The sequence below is a fragment of the Streptomyces sp. NPDC102360 genome (assembly GCF_044766085.1).
Taxonomy (GTDB): domain Bacteria; phylum Actinomycetota; class Actinomycetes; order Streptomycetales; family Streptomycetaceae; genus Streptomyces.
Genome location: NZ_JBIWLG010000007.1, coordinates 88,061 through 104,831 on the forward strand (window position 1 = coordinate 88,061; position 16,771 = coordinate 104,831).

16 protein-coding genes are annotated in these 16,771 nt (G+C 71.6%); 11 read left to right on the forward strand and 5 right to left on the reverse strand.

Going from position 1 to position 16,771, the window contains the following annotated elements; genetic code table 11:
- Window positions 1–2 precede the first annotated feature (2 nt).
- From ACIRHA_RS25940 to ACIRHA_RS25970, 7 genes are read left to right on the forward strand one after another with little or no spacing between them, the layout of a single operon-like run.
- A complete protein-coding gene (locus ACIRHA_RS25940; protein WP_403850326.1) occupies window positions 3–947 on the forward strand; it encodes an ornithine carbamoyltransferase in 945 nt (314 codons plus the stop codon).
- A 2-nt stretch (window positions 948–949) separates the two neighbouring features.
- Complete coding sequence (locus tag ACIRHA_RS25945; protein WP_403851126.1) at window positions 950–2,266, forward strand: MFS transporter; 1,317 nt, start codon at window positions 950–952, stop codon at window positions 2,264–2,266.
- 11 nt (window positions 2,267–2,277) lie between these two features.
- Entirely contained in the window at window positions 2,278–3,027 is a 750-nt protein-coding gene (locus ACIRHA_RS25950) for a class II aldolase/adducin family protein (RefSeq protein WP_403851129.1), read from the forward strand.
- A gap of 11 nt (window positions 3,028–3,038) precedes the next feature.
- Window positions 3,039–3,836, forward strand: a complete 798-nt coding sequence (locus tag ACIRHA_RS25955; protein WP_403850329.1) for a thioesterase II family protein — start codon at window positions 3,039–3,041, stop codon at window positions 3,834–3,836.
- A 40-nt stretch (window positions 3,837–3,876) separates the two neighbouring features.
- Window positions 3,877–4,815, forward strand: coding sequence for a TauD/TfdA family dioxygenase (locus tag ACIRHA_RS25960; protein ID WP_403850332.1), 939 nt, complete (start codon window positions 3,877–3,879; stop codon window positions 4,813–4,815).
- Between the two features lie 20 nt (window positions 4,816–4,835).
- Window positions 4,836–5,621 carry a 4'-phosphopantetheinyl transferase family protein gene (locus tag ACIRHA_RS25965; protein WP_403850335.1) on the forward strand — a complete coding sequence of 262 codons (786 nt, stop codon included), beginning with the start codon at window positions 4,836–4,838 and terminating at the stop codon, window positions 5,619–5,621.
- Window positions 5,618–6,571, forward strand: coding sequence for a TauD/TfdA family dioxygenase (locus ACIRHA_RS25970; protein ID WP_403850338.1), 954 nt, complete (start codon window positions 5,618–5,620; stop codon window positions 6,569–6,571). Before ACIRHA_RS25965 ends, ACIRHA_RS25970 begins: the two co-directional genes overlap by 4 nt.
- 113 nt (window positions 6,572–6,684) lie before the next feature.
- On the opposite strand, the gene ACIRHA_RS25975 is transcribed toward ACIRHA_RS25970, so the two are convergent.
- Window positions 6,685–7,440: a DUF4097 family beta strand repeat-containing protein gene (locus ACIRHA_RS25975; RefSeq protein WP_403850340.1), complete on the reverse strand. Its 756-nt coding sequence runs from the start codon at window positions 7,438–7,440 to the stop codon at window positions 6,685–6,687.
- 52 nt (window positions 7,441–7,492) lie between these two features.
- Window positions 7,493–7,732, reverse strand: coding sequence for a hypothetical protein (locus ACIRHA_RS25980; RefSeq protein WP_403850343.1), 240 nt, complete (start codon window positions 7,730–7,732; stop codon window positions 7,493–7,495).
- Between the two features lie 187 nt (window positions 7,733–7,919).
- Here ACIRHA_RS25980 and ACIRHA_RS25985 point away from each other — a divergent pair, with 187 nt between their 5' ends.
- Entirely contained in the window at window positions 7,920–8,549 is a 630-nt protein-coding gene (locus ACIRHA_RS25985; RefSeq protein WP_403850345.1) for a sensor domain-containing protein, read from the forward strand.
- 32 nt (window positions 8,550–8,581) lie between these two features.
- Here the strand turns inward: ACIRHA_RS25985 and ACIRHA_RS25990 are convergent, their stop codons facing one another.
- Window positions 8,582–10,381: a BTAD domain-containing putative transcriptional regulator gene (locus ACIRHA_RS25990; RefSeq protein ID WP_403850348.1), complete on the reverse strand. Its 1,800-nt coding sequence runs from the start codon at window positions 10,379–10,381 to the stop codon at window positions 8,582–8,584.
- Window positions 10,382–10,542: 161 nt separating this feature from the next.
- Window positions 10,543–12,408: a BTAD domain-containing putative transcriptional regulator gene (locus ACIRHA_RS25995; protein WP_403850351.1), complete on the reverse strand. Its 1,866-nt coding sequence runs from the start codon at window positions 12,406–12,408 to the stop codon at window positions 10,543–10,545.
- A 232-nt stretch (window positions 12,409–12,640) separates the two neighbouring features.
- Between ACIRHA_RS25995 and ACIRHA_RS26000 the strand changes: the two genes are divergently transcribed.
- From ACIRHA_RS26000 to ACIRHA_RS26010, 3 genes are all read left to right on the forward strand, one after another.
- On the forward strand, window positions 12,641–13,945 hold the full coding sequence (locus tag ACIRHA_RS26000; RefSeq protein ID WP_403850354.1) for a sensor histidine kinase: 1,305 nt from the start codon (window positions 12,641–12,643) through the stop codon (window positions 13,943–13,945).
- On the forward strand, window positions 13,918–14,577 hold the full coding sequence (locus ACIRHA_RS26005; protein WP_403850357.1) for a response regulator: 660 nt from the start codon (window positions 13,918–13,920) through the stop codon (window positions 14,575–14,577). Before ACIRHA_RS26000 ends, ACIRHA_RS26005 begins: the two co-directional genes overlap by 28 nt.
- A gap of 166 nt (window positions 14,578–14,743) precedes the next feature.
- On the forward strand, window positions 14,744–15,196 hold the full coding sequence (locus ACIRHA_RS26010) for a phospholipase (protein ID WP_403850360.1): 453 nt from the start codon (window positions 14,744–14,746) through the stop codon (window positions 15,194–15,196).
- A gap of 8 nt (window positions 15,197–15,204) precedes the next feature.
- Here the strand turns inward: ACIRHA_RS26010 and ACIRHA_RS26015 are convergent, their stop codons facing one another.
- Window positions 15,205–16,698, reverse strand: a complete 1,494-nt coding sequence (locus tag ACIRHA_RS26015) for an APC family permease (protein WP_403850363.1) — start codon at window positions 16,696–16,698, stop codon at window positions 15,205–15,207.
- Window positions 16,699–16,771: the final 73 nt, after the last annotated feature.

A 16,771-nucleotide genomic window follows, 5' to 3' on the forward strand; every position in this document is an offset into this window, starting at 1 on the left:
CCATGCGGCACCTCATATCCATCGACGACCTCACCGACGAGGACCTCTCGGCGCTGGTGCGGCGCGGCGCCCGGTTCTCGGGCGACGGCACGGCGGGCGAGCGCCCGCTGGACGGCCGGATCGCCGGGATCTACTTCAGCAAGACCTCGACCCGGACCCGGACCGCCTTCTCCAGCGGCGCGCTCCGGCTCGGCGCGCAGATCATCGCGTACGGGCCCGGGGACCTCCAGCTCAACACGGGGGAGACCAGCGAGGACACGGGCCGGGTGATGTCCCGGATGCTCGATGTCCTGGTGGCCCGCACCGCGGGCGATCCGGCGGAGATGCGTGCCTGGGCGGCCCAGGGCCGGATGTCCGTCGTCAACGCGATGAGCGCCGACGAGCACCCCACGCAGGCGCTCACCGATCTGACCACCCTGTACGGCCGCTTCGGCCGGATCGAGGGCCTGCGCGTCCTGTACGTGGGGGAGGGCAACAACACCGCCGCCGCCCTGGCGCTCGCCCTCACCCGGTTCCCAGGAGTCGAGTTCGAACTGCGTACGCCGCCGGGCTACGGCCTCACCGAGTCCGTACGCACCCGGGCCGCCGCCCACGCGCAGCGCCACGGAGCGGCCTTCCGTGAACAGCACGACATGGCCGATCTGCCCGGCGACCTGGACGCTGTCTACACCAGCCGCTGGCAGACCACCGGCACCAGCAAGCCCGACCCCGACTGGCGGCAGGTGTTCGCGCCCTTCCAGGTGACGGCCGCGTTGTGGCAGGCCAGCCCGAAGGCGGTGTTCCTGCACGACCTGCCGGCCCACCGCGGTGACGAGGTCACCGCGGAGGTCCTGGACGGGTCCGCGAGCATCGCCTTCGACCAGGCCGAGAACAAGATGCACAGCGCCATGGCCGTCCTCGAATGGTGCCGCGGCGCCGGCCCCGCCGACGGGGAGCCCCGTCCGTGAGCATGGTCGATGAGGCACCCGCCACCGGCAGCACCGGCCGGCTGCCGCCGCTGCGCAAGAACCGCGACTTCCGGCTGCTGTGGTCGGGCGCCTCCGCGTCCTTCCTGAGCAGCCGGGTCAGCGCGGTCACCTATCCGCTGGTCGTGCTCTGGCACACCGGCTCACCGCTTGCCACCTCCGTGGTCTCCTTCGCCGCGCTGCTGCCGCTGCTGCTCGTGCAGTTGCCGGCCGGGGCCCTGGTGGACCGCTGGGACCGGCGGCGCCTGATGATCGCCTGCGAGGCGGGGCGGTTCCTCGCGCTGGGCACCGCGGCCGTGGCACTGGCGACCGGTACGGTGTCGGTCCCGCATCTGGCCGCGGTCGCCTTCGTCGAATCGGGCCTGGCCGTGTTCTACCGGCTGGCCGAGCGCGGGGCCGTACGCAACGTCGTACACCCGGAGCAGCTGCCCTCCGCGCTGGCCGCCAACGAGGCACGAGGGCGGGCCGCGGGCATGATCGGGCAGCCGGGCGGCATCCTCCTGCACTCGCTGGTGCGCTGGGCGCCCTTCCTCTTCGCCTCCGTCGCCTATCTGGTCTCGCTCTGCTCACTGCTGCTGATCAAGAAGGACTTCCAGCAGGAGCGGGCGGCGACGACCACGCGGCTGCGCAGTGAAGTGGCCGACGGATTGCGGTGGTTGTGGCGACAGCGCTTCCTGCGAGCAGCGCTCGGCATCGTCGCCGGCAGCAATGTGCTCTTCCAGGTGCTCAGTCTCGCCCTGATCCTCATGATCAAGGAGGAGGGGCGCTCGCCCGCCACGCTGTCGATCATCGTGGTCCTCAGCGGCATCGGCGGGATGCTGGGCGCGCTGAGCGGCGGCTGGTGGCTGCGGCGGCTGACCCAGCGGACGATCCTCCTCGGCGGCGCCACCTGCTGGGCGGTGCTGATGACCGCCATGGCCCTGGTCCGCGAACCCCTCGCGCTGGGCGCCCTGTTCGCAGGGACCAGCCTCGTGGGCGCGGTGTTCAACGTGGCCGCCGGTGTCTATCAGGTGCGGACCACCCCGGACGAGATGCAGGGACGGGTGGCGGGCACCGCCAATCTGCTCGGGTCCGGCACCAACGCGCTCGGAGCCCTCGGCGGGGGTCTGCTCCTCGCGGCCTGGGGGACGACCCGCTCGGTGCTGCTCGTCGGCGGCGCCATGGCCCTGATCGCCGCCCTGGCCGCGATCAGTCCCGCGCTGCGCACCGAGGAACCGCCGACCGACCGGAAACCGGCCGAAGAGGCCCCGCCCGAAGACCTGTTGGCCAAGCGAGACGATTCCGATGGAGCAGCCAGTTGAGTGACCACCTGATGCTGAGCGAGCCGCCGCTGTTCGACACCCTGGAGGAAGAGCGCGCCCACCGCAAGGAGAGGCTGGCCGCGGCTCTGCGGATCTTCGGCCGGTTCGGCTTCGAGGAGGGCAACGCGGGTCATGTCACGGCCCGTGACCCCGAGTTGGAGGACCATTTCTGGGTCAACCCGTTCGGTCTCTCCTTCAAGCACGTCAGGGTCAGCGACCTGCTTCTGGTGGACAGCGCGGGCCGGGTCGTGGAGGGCAGGTACCACGTCAACCGGGCCGCCTTCGCGATCCATTCGCAGATCCACGAGGCCCGGCCCGACGCGGTGGCCGCCGCGCACACCCATTCCACGTACGGCAGGGCGCTGTCCACCCTGGGGGAACTGCTCGATCCGATCACCCAGGACGTGTGCGCGTTCTACCAGGACCATGCGCTCTTCGACGACTACACCGGTCCGGTCACCGAACTCCAGGAAGGCCGCCGGGTGGCGGAGGCGCTCGGCCCGAACAAGGCCGTCATCCTGCGCAACCACGGACTGCTCACGGTGGGCGACACCGTCGACGCCGCCGCCTGGTGGTTCATCACGATGGAGCGCTCCTGCCAGGTGCAGCTGCTCGCCAAGGCCGCCGGACAGGTCGTCCCGATCAGCCACGAGAACGCCCGGCACACCTATCGGGAGGTGGGAGACGACCTCATCGGCTGGATGAACTTCCAGCCCCTGCACGACCACATCCGGCGCACCGAACCCGATCTCCTCGACTAGGAGGCTGACCCTTGTCCAGATTCCCGGCCGCCCGGACCGACGCGGGCCCCTGGCTCCGCCGCTACAGCAAGGCGACCGCGCCCCGGCTGCGCATGGTGTGCTTCCCGCACGCCGGCGGCACCGCACAGCTCTTCCAGGGCTGGCCGTCCCGGCTGCCCTCCGATGTGGACCTGCTCGCCGTGCGCTACCCGGGCCGCCAGGACCGCCTCGCAGAGCCGTGCGTCGAGACGATGGAAGAGCTCGCCGACAGCATCACCGACGCCCTCGCGGACCACCTCGGCCTGCCCCTGGCCCTCTTCGGCCACAGCATGGGCTCCTCGGTGGCCTACGAGGTCGCGGTGCGCCTGGAGTCACGGCACGGCGTCAGCCCCGCCCACCTGTTGGTGTCCGGCCGGGCGGCGCCGCACCACGCCAAGCGCTCCCTGCTGCACGACGCCGACGACGACACCCTGATCGCCGGCATCCGCACCCTCGGCGACCTGGGATCCGAAGTCTTCGACATCCCGGAGCTGCGCGAACTGCTCCTGCCTCCGCTCCGCGCCGACTACCGGCTGATCGAGACGTACCGCCCGCACTCGCCGGTCCCGGTGCGCTCGCCCATCACGGCGTACGTGGGGACCGAGGACCACGGGTGCGTCCGCGAGGACGTGCTCGCCTGGGCCGAACTCACCACCAGCGGTGACTTCGGCCTGCGTGCCTTCGACGGCGACCACTTCTATCTGGTGCCCCAGGAGGGCGAGTTGCTGGCCGATGTGACCCGTCGGATCGCCGGAGTCCCGGCATATAGGGAAGTCGTAGTTTCTCCATAGATATTCGTATAAAGCTTGGGCGATTGAGAGGAATCAAGGCATGAGTGGCATCGCGATCTGGACACCGCTGGAGATCGAGGCCGAGGGGGTCGGCGGAGCCGAGGAACTCCGCGGGCGGCTGCACGACCTCGGCAGCGAGGGCCTGGGTGAGCTGCTTGTCCAGGAAAAGGGCCTGGTCTTCCGCGGGTTCGATGTCGACAGGCGGGAACTGGACGCCGTTCTCGACCTGTTGCTTCCCAACCGCCTCGCGTATGTGCACGGCAACTCGCCGCGCACCAAGGTCGGCAGCAATGTGTACACCTCGACCGAGTACCCGTCGGAGTTCACCATCTCGATGCACAACGAGATGAGTTACGCCCACGCCTGGCCGGCCCGGCTCGCCTTCTACTGCGAGATCCAGCCGGGCAGCGCCGGCGCCACCCCCGTGGCCGATGCCGCCCAGTGGCTGGCCGCCCTCGACCCCGAGGTGCGGGAGGCCTTCGCCGGCGGCGTCCGCTACCTGCAGAACCTGCACGACGGCTACGGGCTCGGCAAGAGCTGGCAGGACACCTTCGAGACGGCCGACCGCGCGGCCGTGTCGGAGTTCCTCGTCGGCACCGGTGCCACCTGGGAGTGGAAGGCGGACGGGGGCCTGCGGATCAGCTCGGTCCGCCCGGCCACCACCCGGCACCCCGTCACCGGCGCCGAGGTCTGGTTCAACCAGGCCGACCAGTGGCACCCGGCGGGGCTCGGCGACGACACCGCGGCCGCGCTGGCGCAGATTCTCCCCGAGGACGAACTGCCGCAGACCGTCACCTTCGCCGACGGCAGCCCGATCCCCCAGGAGTACGTGCTGCAGATCCGCGACCGGGGCCTGGAGGCCGCCGTGGACGTCGACTGGCGCCGCGGCGACCTGCTGCTCATCGACAACGTGCTGCTGGCGCACGGCCGGCGTCCCTTCACCGGCGACCGCCGTGTGCTGGTCGCCATGTCCGACTGACCAGGAAAGGGGGCCGACCGGTGGGTGCCGAATACCGCAGCCTCCAGGACAGCGGCGCCGTCCACATCTGGCAGGGCAGGGTTCCCGACCTGCTCGACCCGAGGGACGCCGCACTGCTCTGCGAGGAGGAACTCGCCATCGTGCGGCGCAGATCTCAGGACGTCGCAACCCGCTACGCGGGCGCGCACGCGGCACTGCGCCGCGTCCTCGCCCGCTATCTCGGCACGCCGCCGGAGCTGATCAGGTTCGGGCGGCGCCCCTGCCCGCGCTGCGATCACCCGGAACACGGCCGGCCCTGCGTCACGGACCCGGCGACCGGACTCGAATTCAACCTTTCCCGGTCGGGGCCCTACTGGATCCTGGCCGTGGTCGCCGACCGTCAGGTCGGAGTCGACCTGGAGGACGCGCGGACGCTGGACTTCAGGGGCTCGGCGGAGCACGTGATGTCCGACGCCGAACTGGCGTACCTGCGGGGCCGGCGGACCGAGCCCGACCAGATGGCGGCGTTCTTCCGCTGCTGGACCAGAAAGGAGGCCGTCGTCAAGGCGAGCGGCGTCGGCATCGTCGCCGACCTGCGAACCGTCGACGTCCGCCCCGACAGGGCGGACCTCGTACTCGTACAGCACGAGGAACCGACAGGGCCGGGCCGCTGGCTCGTCCAGGATCTGCCCGCCGGGCCTCACCTCTTCGCCGCACTCGCCCTCGCGGAGGGCGGCACAGGGCCGGTGGTCCTGCGCGGCCATGACGAAGGATCGGCGGTGCGGCTCCCTGAACTGCCGCTGCCGGAAGGAGCGTTGAGCACATGACCAGCACCGGGACGGCCCCGACCGCGAACTCACTGGCGGCCCTCGTCGCCGGCAGCGGAGAGATCCAGCCGTACATCGCCGAACACCGCGCGCGACTGCGGGAGTTGCTCACCGGGCACGGTGCGGTGCTGCTGCGCGGGTTCGAGGCCGGTGGCGCGGACGGCCTGGACCGTACGGTGCGGACCTTCTCGGGCGCGCCGCCGCTCCGCTATGCCGAGCGCTCGTCGCCGCGCTCCACCATCAAGGGCCAGGTCTACACCTCGACCGACTACCCGGCCGACGAGGAGATCTTCCTGCACAACGAGAACTCCTACCAGGCCGCCTGGCCCCTCAGCCTGTTCTTCTACTGCATCGAGCCCGCCCACACCCGGGGCGCGACCCCGCTCGCCGACATCCGCCAGGTCCTCCGGGATCTCGACCCCGGCGTACGGGACGAGTTCGAGCGGCGCGGCTGGCGCGTGGTGCGCAACTTCCACGCCGATTTCGGCGTGCCCTGGCAGGAGACCTTCGGCACCGGGGACCGGGACCAGGTCGCGGCGTACTGCCGGGAGAAGGGGCTCGACGTGCACTGGCGGCCGGACGGGGGCCTGCGCACCACCGCGGTCCGGCAGGCGGTGCACACCCACCCGCTGACCGGTGAGCGGGTGTGGTTCAACCACGCGACGTTCTTTCACGTCACCTCGCTGGCGCCGGAGGTCCAGGAGGGGCTGCGCGAGATCTTCCCCGACGAGGACCTGCCGACCAACACCTACTACGGGGACGGTGGGGTCATCCCGGACGAGGTCATGGATCAGCTGCGCGCTGCCTACCGCTCGGCGTCCACCCGCTTCGACTGGCAGCGCGACGACGTCCTCATCGTCGACAACATGCGTGCGGCGCACGGCCGTGAGCCCTTCACCGGGCCCCGGAAGATCGCCGTCGCCATGTCCGAGCCGTCGGACCAGCGTTAGGGAGGTTCCGCGTCAGGGAGATTCCGCGTACGTCCTGCCGTGTGCGCGGTACGAGGGTGGGGCCCGGCGATCCGATCGCCGGGCCCCACCCTCGTCGTGCGTACCGCGCGTTCTCAGCTCGCGGCGGCGAGCTGGACGCTGCCGCCATCGGTGGTCAGGCTGATCTTGTGGTTCGAGGCCGGGTCCGTGCGTACCCCGACCTTCTCGCTGCCGCCCTTGGCGGACACCTGTACCGCGTAGGCCTCGTTGGGCACCCGCACCGTCACGTTCCCGGCCTTCGTGTCGACGTCGACGTTCGAAGGCGCCGAGGTGAAGCCCGCCTGCACGCTGCCGCCCTTGGCGGACACCCGCAGGCTCTTGGCCGCCACATCGTCCGCGCGGACCTTGCCGCCGCCGGCCTCGACCGCGATCGAGCCGGCCAGGCCGGTCACCGTGACATCGCCCCCCGAGCTGTCCAGGGCGGCGGACACGGCGCGCGGGACCTCCACCCGGTAGCTCACCTTGCAGGAGCCCGGGCCGCCGGCCGGACCGCAGCCGTCGCCCGGCGTCAGCGTCAAAGTGCCGCCCGACGTGGTGTGTTCGGTCTTGGGCTTCTCCCCGGTGTAGCGGATCTTCTCGGTCACCTTGATCCCGTCGCCGTCACCGGCGATGACTTCGATGTCGCCGCCCGGTGTGGTCACCGAGAGCGCGGTGACCTTGCCGCCGACGGTGTACGAGCCGCCCGCGGACTTCTCCTCGTCGGCACTGCCGCCGCACGCCGTGAGGAGCGTGCCCGTGGCGGCCAGCGTGACGCACAGGACCGCGGCCCTGGCCGCGCGGGTGCCGCGACGGGCCGGGACGGCGGTGGTGTTGGGGATGCGCTGGTTCACTGTCGCCTCTGCTTCTGTGAAGGGTGCTGGGTGCTGGGATGGTCGGGTGGAGTCAGACGAGGGAGCGGGTGACGTAGCCGCCAGGTACCTGATGGACGACCCGCTCGAAGGAACCAGGGGTCTCGGCGATCCACATCCGGCCCACGACGGTGGCCCGCACGACGGAACGCGTGCTCGCGGTCCCCGGCAGGGGCTGTGTGAACACCACGGTCAGCGTGTCGGCTCCGGACGGCAGCCGGCCCGCGGCCCGGGTACGGGAGAGCGTGCGCTGCGTGTTCTCGTGGGCCGGCATCTGCACTCCCAGGGGACTCGGTTCGGCTCCGCTGTCGCGGTGCTTCGGTGTGGTGAGTCCACGAAACCGTGGGAAGGGGTGCCGGCGCAGTGCGGCGGAGGTGAGTCTTCGGGGTATGCCCAGCACTACCCCAAAGGTAGAACTGCCCTGCTGGGCAGGGAGGTTGCCGGTTTTCTACCGTCGGGGCATGGCAAAGACAACGATGTGGCGCGCGCTCGGTGGCCGAGCCTTCCTGCTGACCTCCTGGCCCTGGAGGTCCCTCGCGTATCTGGTGAGCGGCGCTCTGGTGGGGGTGCCGGGCCTGATCGCCGTCACGGCGGGCCTCGCCGTGGGCGGTGCGCTCTCGGTGGTGCTCATCGGGCTGCCGCTGCTCGTCGCGGTGGCGCTGGCCGGGCTGCCCATGGGGGTGCTCGAGCGGCGCAGACTGCGACTGATCGAGCCCGGCGAGGCGCCCAACCCGCACCATCCGGTGGAGACCGAGGGCGTACGGAGCTGGGTGTTGACCCGGCTGTGGGAGCGGGCCACCTGGCGGGAGCTGCTCTACACCCTGCTGTTCGTGACGGTGCTCTGGCCGCTCGACCTGCTGGCCGTCGTGTTCGCGCTGACCGTGCCGGTGGGGCTCCTCGCGACGCCCGTCATGCTGGCCACCTTCGGCGACGGCGAGTACACGATGGCCCTCAAGGAGTGGATGGTCACCTCGTACCCGCAGGCATGCGCGCTTGCGCTGCTCGGTCTGGTCCTGCTGCCCGCCGCGGCCTACGCACTGAGTGCCCTCGCGGGTGTACGTGCCCGGGGCGCCCGGCTCCTGCTGACCTGAACGGCACGCCGCACCCGGCCGGCCCCGCCGTCTCATGCGACCAGTTCCGCGGTGGCCCCGGTGGACAGCGAGGAGGCCAGCAGCGAGGCGAACTCATGGAGCCGGTACAGCGGCCGGCCCGCCCCGTCCACGCCGGGCAGGTCCAGGAGCCTGGCGTCGGCCAGCGCCTCCAGGTGGCGTTCGGCCACCGGCTCCGGGACCCCGAGCAGGGCGGCGGCCGTCACGGCGGGAAACCCGCCCCGGCCCAGCGGGGCGAGCCGGGGGAACGCGGCGCGGTCCGCCGGGGGCACCTGCCGCAGCGCGCTGTGGAGCCGGTCGGCCAGGGACAGCGAACCGAACCGCAGCTCGTCGAGGCGGCCCGCCGGGTCCCTCAGCCGCGCGGCGAGCCGGGCCAGCGGCCAGTGCGGTCGTGCCGCGAGGCGGGCGCCCGCGATCCGCAGGGCGAGCGGCAGACCCGCGCAGTGCGCCACGATCTCCGCGGCGGCCCCGGACTCGGCGGCGACGCGCCGCGGGCCCACGACCGACGCCAGCATCCGCAGCCCATCGGGTGGGCTCAACAAAGGGAGTTCAAAGGTCAGCGCGTCCGCCACGGAGACCAGCGGAGTCCGTGACGTGACCAGTACGCCGATGTCCTGGCTGCCGGGCAGCAGCGGTTCCAGCTGCATGTCGTTCACCGCGTTGTCGAGCAGGACCAGCAGCCGCCTGCCCGCGCTGCGGGTGCGGTAGAGGCGTACCAGCTCCTCCAGGTCGTCGGTGATCGAAGCCGGCCCCGTCCGGTCGACCGCGGGCTCGCCCAGGGCCCGTAACAGCGGCACCAGCACCTCGCAGGGGTCCCGGGGCGAGCCGTCGCGGCGGCACAGATCCGCGTAGAGCTGCCCGTCGGGGAACTCCCCGGAGACGGCGTGCGCGACCCGCACGGCGAGCGTCGTCTTGCCGGCACCGGCGGGGCCGGTGATCAGGAGACGGCGGGCTCGCGGGGCGCCGGCCGTGGGCGGCAGCAGCCCGCACAGCGTGGCCGACTCCCGCTCCCTGCCGGTGAATTCGACGCCGACAGGAGGAAGCATCGAGGGTACGGAGAGGGCGACGGCCCGCCGGGGCAGTTCGAGGTCGCCCGTCAGCACCGCCCGATAGGTGTGGTTCAGGGCGCTGCCCGGATCGACGCCGAGCTCCTCGGCCAGCACCTCGCGGCCCTGGTGGTAGACGTACAGGGCGTCCGCCTGCCGGCCACACCGGAACAGTGCGGTCATCAGCTGCCCGCGCAGCCGCTCGCGCAGCGGGAACGCGGTGACCAGACCGGTGAGTTCGGCGATCAGCTGCTGATGCCGGCCGAGTGCGAGATCGGCCTGGATCCTGTTCTCCAGGGCCGTGGTCCGCAGCTCCTCCAACCGCGGGCATTCGGCCCGCGCCAGCTGCTCGGTGACATTCGACAGGGCCTGTCCCCGCCACAGCTCCAGCGCGGCCCGCAGCAGCGCACCGGCCCGCTCATGGGCCGCGATCCGCAACGCCTCCCGGCCGAGCCGCTCGAGCCGCTCGAACTCCAGCAGGTCGATCCGGCCCTCACCGGTCCGCAGCAGGTACCCGGCCTGCCTGCGGACGATCTCCACGCCGCCGCCCAACCTGCCGCGCAGGCGGGAGACATACGTGTAGAGCTGGGCGCTCGCCGTGGCCGGCGGCTGCCACCCCCACAGCAGCGAACTCAGCCGGGAATCCGTGACGACCCGGCCCCTGGCGAGGAGGAGCGCCGCGAGCACCGTATGAACCTTGGTGCCGGCGAGAGTGATCGGTGCGCCGTCGCTCCTGGCTTCCACCGGGCCGAGAATCTGGAATTCCATGGCTCCTCCTGTCCGGGTGCCGTCCGGGGCGACCGACGCCGGGATACTCCGTCCCAGCCATTCTTGCCCTGGAAAGAGGCCAGGTCGGGCCGGGTGAACTGGCAGCCTCCTGCGCTTGCAGGAGGCTGCCAGCGGCGCCCCTGTGCTCGTCGGGGGACGGTTCAGGCGGCTCCGGCGAGCGGACGGCCCGCGTGGTGTCCGGACAGCGTCCTGCCGACCAGCCGGACCAGCTCGTGGAGGCGGTAGCGGGGCGCGCCGCAGTCGTCGATCCCCGTCATTTCGAGCAGGGACACGTCCACCAGCCGCTCCAGGAACTCCTCGGTGGCCGCCTCGGGCATCCGCAGCGCCGGGCCGGCGCCCCTCGCGGAGAACGCGTCGTGGCCGAGGTCGGTCAGCCGGCCGAGCAGTTCCGTCTCGTCCCGCGTCAGCTGCCGCAGCGAGGCCTGCAGGCAGGTCCGCACACTGAGCGCGCCGAAGCGCAGCTCCTGGACCCGGCCCGCCGGATCGGCGAGCCGCCGTGCCATCAGGGCCGCCGACCAGTGCGGGCGTGAGGCGAGACGGGCGGCCGCGATCCGCAGGGCGAGCGGGAGCCCGGCGCAGTGGGCGGCGATCTCCCGGGCGGCCTCGGGTTCGAGGGCGATCCGGGAAACCCCGACGATCGTGGCGAGCAGGGCCAGCGCCTCGCCTTCGTCCATCGGGGCGAGCGCGGTGGTGTGCGAGCCGGGCACGGCCCCCAGTTGGGACCGGCTGGTGACCAGCACACCGGCGTCGGCACAGGCCGGGAGGAGCGCGTCCAGTTGCAGGTCGTTCGCGGCATCGTCCAGGAGGACCAGCAGCTTCTTGCCCGTGGTCCTGGTGCGGTAGCGGCGCACCAGCTCGTCAAGCTCCGCTGCCTCGCCGTCGGCCGACGTCAGCCGCGGGGAGTTCTCCCCGAGCGCACTCAGCAGCTGCACCAGCACGGCCCTGGAGTCCTTCACCCTGCCGTCCGGATGCCGCAGATGTGCGTACAGCTGCCCGTCGGGGAACTCCCCGGCGACGGCGTGCGCGACCCGGACGGCGAGCGCGGTCTTGCCGACCCCGGCCATGCCGGTGATCAGCAGGCGGCGCGGCCGGAAGGCCGTGTGGGGGCCGGGCGGGGGCGGCGTCAGCCGGGCGCACAGGTCGGTGAACGGGCCTTCGCGGCCGGTGAAGTCGGCGCCGTACGGCGGCAGCGTCATGGGCACGACCGCGCCGCCGGAGGTGTCCCGGCTGCCGTACGGACTCGCGGACGGCAGCTCGGTGGGCTCCGGCAGCCGGTTCAACTCGCCGCTGAGCACCGCCTGATAGGTGGCCGTGAGATCGGCGCCGGGGTCGACCCCCAGCTCTTCGGCCAGTACCTCGCGGCCGTCGTGGTAGGCGCGCAGCGCGTCGGCCTGCCTGCCGCAGCGGTACAGCGCGGTCATGAGCTGGGCGCGCAGTCGCTCGCGCAGAGGGAACTCCGCGACCAGGCCGGTGAGTTCGGCCACCAGCTGCTGATGCCCGGCAAGCGCGAGATCGGCCTCGATGCGGTGCTCCAGTGCCGTTGCCCTGGCCTCCTCGAGCTGTGGCAGCTCGGCCTCGGCGAGATGGGACGTCACATTCGCGAGAGCCGGCCCCTGCCACAGGCCGAGCGCCGAGCGCAGCTGCTCGCCGGCCTCGGCGAACCGGTGCTCCTCCAGCGCCCGCCGCCCCAGTCGCTCGAGCCGTGCGAACTCCTCGGTGTCGATGTGGGCGCCCTCGGCGACCAGTTGATAGCCGGGTCGGCGGCGGATCAGGTCGACACCGGGGCCGAGCAGCTTCCGCAGCCTCGATATGTACGTATAGATCTGGGCGTTCATCGTCGCGGGCGGATCCCACCCCCACAGCAACGAGCTCAGCCGGGAGTCGCTCACCACCCGGCCGCGCGCCAGGAGCAGCACGGCCAGCACCGTGTGCACCTTGGAGCCCGACAGCGCGATGCGCCGGCTGCCGTCCCTTGCCTCGACCGGACCAAGTAGCTGGAATTCCATGTCATTCCCCCCTGTCGGCGACAGCGGCCGCCCGTACGCCGGAGCGTTCGCCGAATGTCATTGTTTGCGCCAGCCGACGGTGGAATTGAGCCTTCCCTATGGCAGCAGGTTGCGTTGGCAACAGCCTGCAGTCGGCGGCCCGTGACAGCGGGAGGGGGTAGGGCCTGCCCTACCCCGGAGTGTCCGCCTGGACCGATGGTTCCGGCATAGAACCGCCTTCTACGGTGGCCCCATGACCTCTCGGACGACTTCGCGGAACGTGTGGCACGCCCTGCCCCGGCCCGGCTTCCTGCTGTCGTGGTGGCCCTGGCGTTCGGTCGCGTATCTGCTGAGCAGCGTGCTGGTGGGAGCGTTCGCCCTGCTGGCGATCGTGCTGGTCGCCGTCACCGGTGGAGCGCTCGCCTTCGTCCTGGTGGGTCTGCCCCTGCTCGCGCTGACCGCGCTCTTCGGCATACCGGTGGCCGCGATGGAGCGCCGCAGACTGCGTCTGATCGACCGGGACCCGGCCCTCGACCTGCACCGGGCTCCGGCCGGGCCCGGCCTGAGGAACTGGGTGACGACCCGCTTCCAGGAAGAGCTGACCTGGCGGGAACTCGGCTTTGCCCTGCTGTTCGCCGTCCTCCTGTGGCCGATCGACGCCATCGCGGTGGTGACGGGGCTCGTACTCCCGTTGTCGGTGGTCGCCACTCCGGTGCTGATGGCCACCGCCGGGGACGGCCGGCAGGTCACGGTGCTGAAGCAGTGGACGGTCACCAGCGGGCCCGAGGCCTGCGCCGCCGCCCTGATCGGTCTGGTGCTGTTCGTGGCCGGCTGCTATGCCATGAGCCTGGTGGCGGGAGCACGAGCGGAGCTGACGCGGCTGGTGATCGCTCCCAGGGTGGACGCGGTGGGCGACCGGGTCACCGAACTCGTCCGCTCCCGCGTCCGTTTGGTGGACGCCTTCGAGGCGGAGCGGCGCCGCATCGAGCGCGATCTGCACGACGGTGCTCAGCAGCGCATCGTCGCGCTGACCATGACACTCGGCCTGGCGAGGCTGGACGCTCCGGCCGGGCCGCTGGCCGACCAGCTCGCCAAGGCGCACGGGGAGGCCGGCAAGGCACTGGCCGAACTGCGTGAACTCATCCACGGCATCCACCCGAAGGTGCTCGCCGACTACGGCCTCGAAGCCGCCGTCGCCGACGCCGCCGACCGCTCCGCGGTGCCCGTGGAGGTGGAGCTGGAGTTGGCGGGGCGGCTGCCCGAACCGGTGGAGGCCGCCGCGTACTTCGTGGTCTGCGAGGCACTGGCCAATGTCGCGAAGCACAGCGGCGCCCAGCGCGCCCAGGTGTCCGGGGGGCACAGCGGGGGACGGCTCTTCCTGGAGATCCGCGACGACGGGCGGGGCGGCGCGAATCCGGACGGTGAAGGCACCGGACTGACCGGACTCGCGGACCGGATTTCCGTACTGGATGGCAGACTTGCCCTGTCCAGTCCGCTCGGCGGTCCGACCCTGTTGCGTGTGGAGTTTCCTTGCGAGTGGACCGATCGCTGCGTGTAGTGCTGGCCGAGGACAGCGTGCTGTTGAGGGAGGGGCTCATCGGCCTGCTCACCCGCTGCGGCCACACGGTGGTCGCGGCGGTCGGCGACGCCGACGCGCTGCTCCTCGCGGTGGCCGAGCACGGGCCGGACATCGTGGTCACGGACGTACGGATGCCGCCCCGGTTCCAGGACGAGGGTCTGCATGCCGCGGTGCGGCTCCGCGAGCGGCAGCCCTCGCTGCCGGTGCTGGTGCTCAGCCAGTACGTGCAGCGCACCTACGCCTCGGACCTGCTCGACTCCGGCGACGGCACGGGCGTCGGTTATCTGCTCAAGGACCGCGTCGGACAGATCGACGAGTTCATCGACGCCCTGTGCGAGGTCGCGGACGGCGGCACCGTCGTCGATCCCGAGGTCGTACGGCAGCTGCTGCGCCGCCGCCGCGACCCGCTGGAGCGGCTCACGGCCAGGGAGCGCGAGGTGCTGGCCCTGGTCGCGCAGGGCCGGTCGAACGGCGCTGTCGCCCGCGAACTGGTCGTCTCCGAGGCCGCCGTCGGCAAGCACATCGGCAGCATCCTCACCAAGTTGGACCTCCCCCCGGCCGACGAGACGCACCGCCGGGTACTGGCGGTACTCGCCTTCCTCCGGGCGTGACCGCGCCTCCCTCCGTGCTTTGACCGCGCGTTCCCGCGCGCTCCGACCGTGCCGGACGCTGTGCGTATAGGAGGCGTACACAAGCGTCGTAGCTCCGCGGCGAACGCTGTGCGAGCCCCGCAGGCCGACTGCCGGGCCATCGCGTTCCCCACGGAGGAGATCCCGTATGCGCCGCAGAATCGCAGCCCCGCTGGCCACCACCGCCCTCGCGCTCTGTGCCGCACTCCTCCCGGCGGCCTCGGCCTCCGCGGCCCCGGCCGACAAGTCCCAGGTCCTCAGCAGCTGGACCCAGACCGGCGCGAGCAGCTACAACGCCTTCACGGCGGCCCGCGCCAGCCAGGCCGCCTGGGGCAGCTACGGCTTCGACTGGTCCACCGACTACTGCACGACCTCGCCGGACAACCCCTTCGGCTTCCCGTTCAAGGACGCCTGCGCCCGGCACGACTTCGGCTACCGCAACTACACGGCGGCCGGCGCCTTCGACGCCAACAAGTCCCGCCTGGACGACGCCCTCTACGCCGACCTCAAGCGGGTCTGCGCCACCTACTCGGGACTGAAGAAGACGTCCTGCGACGGCACGGCCTGGACCTACTACCAGGCCGTGGACAAGCTCGGCTGAGGTCGTGATCACGGTCGAGCTCTGCGGCGGGCCGCCGCGAGTCCCGCCGAACCCACCAGCAGCAGCACCACGATCGTGCCCAGTGTGAACGTCTCGAACGTGGTGCGGGAGACACCCCAGACGTCCATGAAGTCGTAGTCGATGCCGAAGACCGACTCCAGGACGCCGGGGAAGAGGGCCGCCCAGGAGCCGACCAGGATCCAGACGTAGACGAGGGCCGCGCAGGCCATGAAGCCCCGGTTGCCGAACGGGACTTGGTACGGGCGGGGGACCTCCGGGCGGCGCAGGCGCAGTACCACCAGGGCGGGGACGACCAGGAGGTAGGACAGCAGCAGCGTCGTGACCGCCACCGTCAGGACCACGCTGAAGATCGCGCCCGTGTCGCCCTTCACCAGCTGCATCGCCGCGAGCATGAACACCGTGGCCACCGCGCCGGAGAGCAGGTTCGTGCGGACCGGGGTGCCGAGCTTCGGATGGAAGGCGCCCAGCGCGCGGCTGAAGAAGCCGCCGTCGGCCGCCGCCATCGCCTGCATGCGGTCGCTCACGATCATCCACGCGCTGCCCTGCGTGAGGAGGGCGAAGACGAACATCACCGCCGTGCACGTCAGGAGGGGGCCTGCCGCCGGGCCGTAGACGCCGAAGACCAGGCGGACGCCCTCCATGAAGCCGCCGATCCCGGTGACCTTCGAGGCGGGGACGACCGCGAGGAGGGCCAGGACCGGGAGGAGGTAGCAGGCCGCCGCGATCGTCGCCGAGCGGCCGAGCGCCGCGGGGACGTCGCGCTGCGGGTCGTGCATCTCCTCGCCCGCCGCGTTCGGCGCCTCGAACCCCACGTAGGCGAAGAGCAGGATGGGGACGAGGGCGAGGAAGCCGGCGGTCGTGGGGGCGAAGTGGGCGCTCGCCAGGCCCTGGAAGCCGTGCTCCGCCCCGTACAGGACCGCGGTGATCGTGAAGAGGGTGAGGGACGCGACCTTCACCACCGCGCCCGCTGTCGTGATCCACTTGCCGCGGCTGAGCGAGACGATCGCCGTGAGGATCGCGATCCACACGAAGAGCAGCTTGAACGTGTAGTCGAGATACGTGCCCGAACCGAGGTGGAAGACGAAGCCGTCCCAGGTCTCGGCGGCGAGGAAGACCAGCGAACCGCCCAGCCAGATCGGGTTGGTGACCCAGTAGAAGAGCGTGGTGAGCGCGGCGGCCGGGCGGCCGAGAGCCAGCTTCACCCAGACGTACGGGCCGCCCTCCTGCGGGAACGCGGCGCCGGTCTCGGCGAAGATCAGGGCGTACGGGACGAGGAAGAAGACGGCGATGGCGGCCGTCCACGTGGCGGCCTCGCCGCCGCCGGTGGCGATCTGGCCGATGGTGTCGAAGGAGATCACCGCGGCGACGGCCATCGCCGTGATGTCGAAGCGTTTCAGGCTGCGCCGCAGGTTCGAGTCGGAGGCGGCGTCGTGCGGAGTCTGTGGTGTCTGTGGCTCTGCGGAGGGGACGTTCGTCGACACGGGCAGTTCCTAGGGAGGGAGTCGGGGACTGCGAGCGGTGGCCGTGCGGGCGGGGACCACGTGGCGGGGCGGG

Bases quoted from the DNA above. Each gene is read 5' to 3' on its own strand.
- ACIRHA_RS25940 (WP_403850326.1), top strand. From the start codon at position 3: ATGCGGCACCTCATATCCATCGACGACCTCACCGACGAGGACCTCTCG.
- ACIRHA_RS25945 (WP_403851126.1), top strand. From the start codon at position 950: ATGGTCGATGAGGCACCCGCCACCGGCAGCACCGGCCGGCTGCCGCCG.
- ACIRHA_RS25950 (WP_403851129.1), top strand. From the start codon at position 2,278: ATGCTGAGCGAGCCGCCGCTGTTCGACACCCTGGAGGAAGAGCGCGCC.
- ACIRHA_RS25960 (WP_403850332.1), top strand. From the start codon at position 3,877: ATGAGTGGCATCGCGATCTGGACACCGCTGGAGATCGAGGCCGAGGGG.
- ACIRHA_RS25970 (WP_403850338.1), top strand. From the start codon at position 5,618: ATGACCAGCACCGGGACGGCCCCGACCGCGAACTCACTGGCGGCCCTC.
- ACIRHA_RS25980 (WP_403850343.1), bottom strand. From the start codon at position 7,732: ATGCCGGCCCACGAGAACACGCAGCGCACGCTCTCCCGTACCCGGGCC.
- ACIRHA_RS25985 (WP_403850345.1), top strand. From the start codon at position 7,920: ATGGCAAAGACAACGATGTGGCGCGCGCTCGGTGGCCGAGCCTTCCTG.
- ACIRHA_RS25990 (WP_403850348.1), bottom strand. From the start codon at position 10,381: ATGGAATTCCAGATTCTCGGCCCGGTGGAAGCCAGGAGCGACGGCGCA.
- ACIRHA_RS25995 (WP_403850351.1), bottom strand. From the start codon at position 12,408: ATGGAATTCCAGCTACTTGGTCCGGTCGAGGCAAGGGACGGCAGCCGG.
- ACIRHA_RS26000 (WP_403850354.1), top strand. From the start codon at position 12,641: ATGACCTCTCGGACGACTTCGCGGAACGTGTGGCACGCCCTGCCCCGG.
- ACIRHA_RS26010 (WP_403850360.1), top strand. From the start codon at position 14,744: ATGCGCCGCAGAATCGCAGCCCCGCTGGCCACCACCGCCCTCGCGCTC.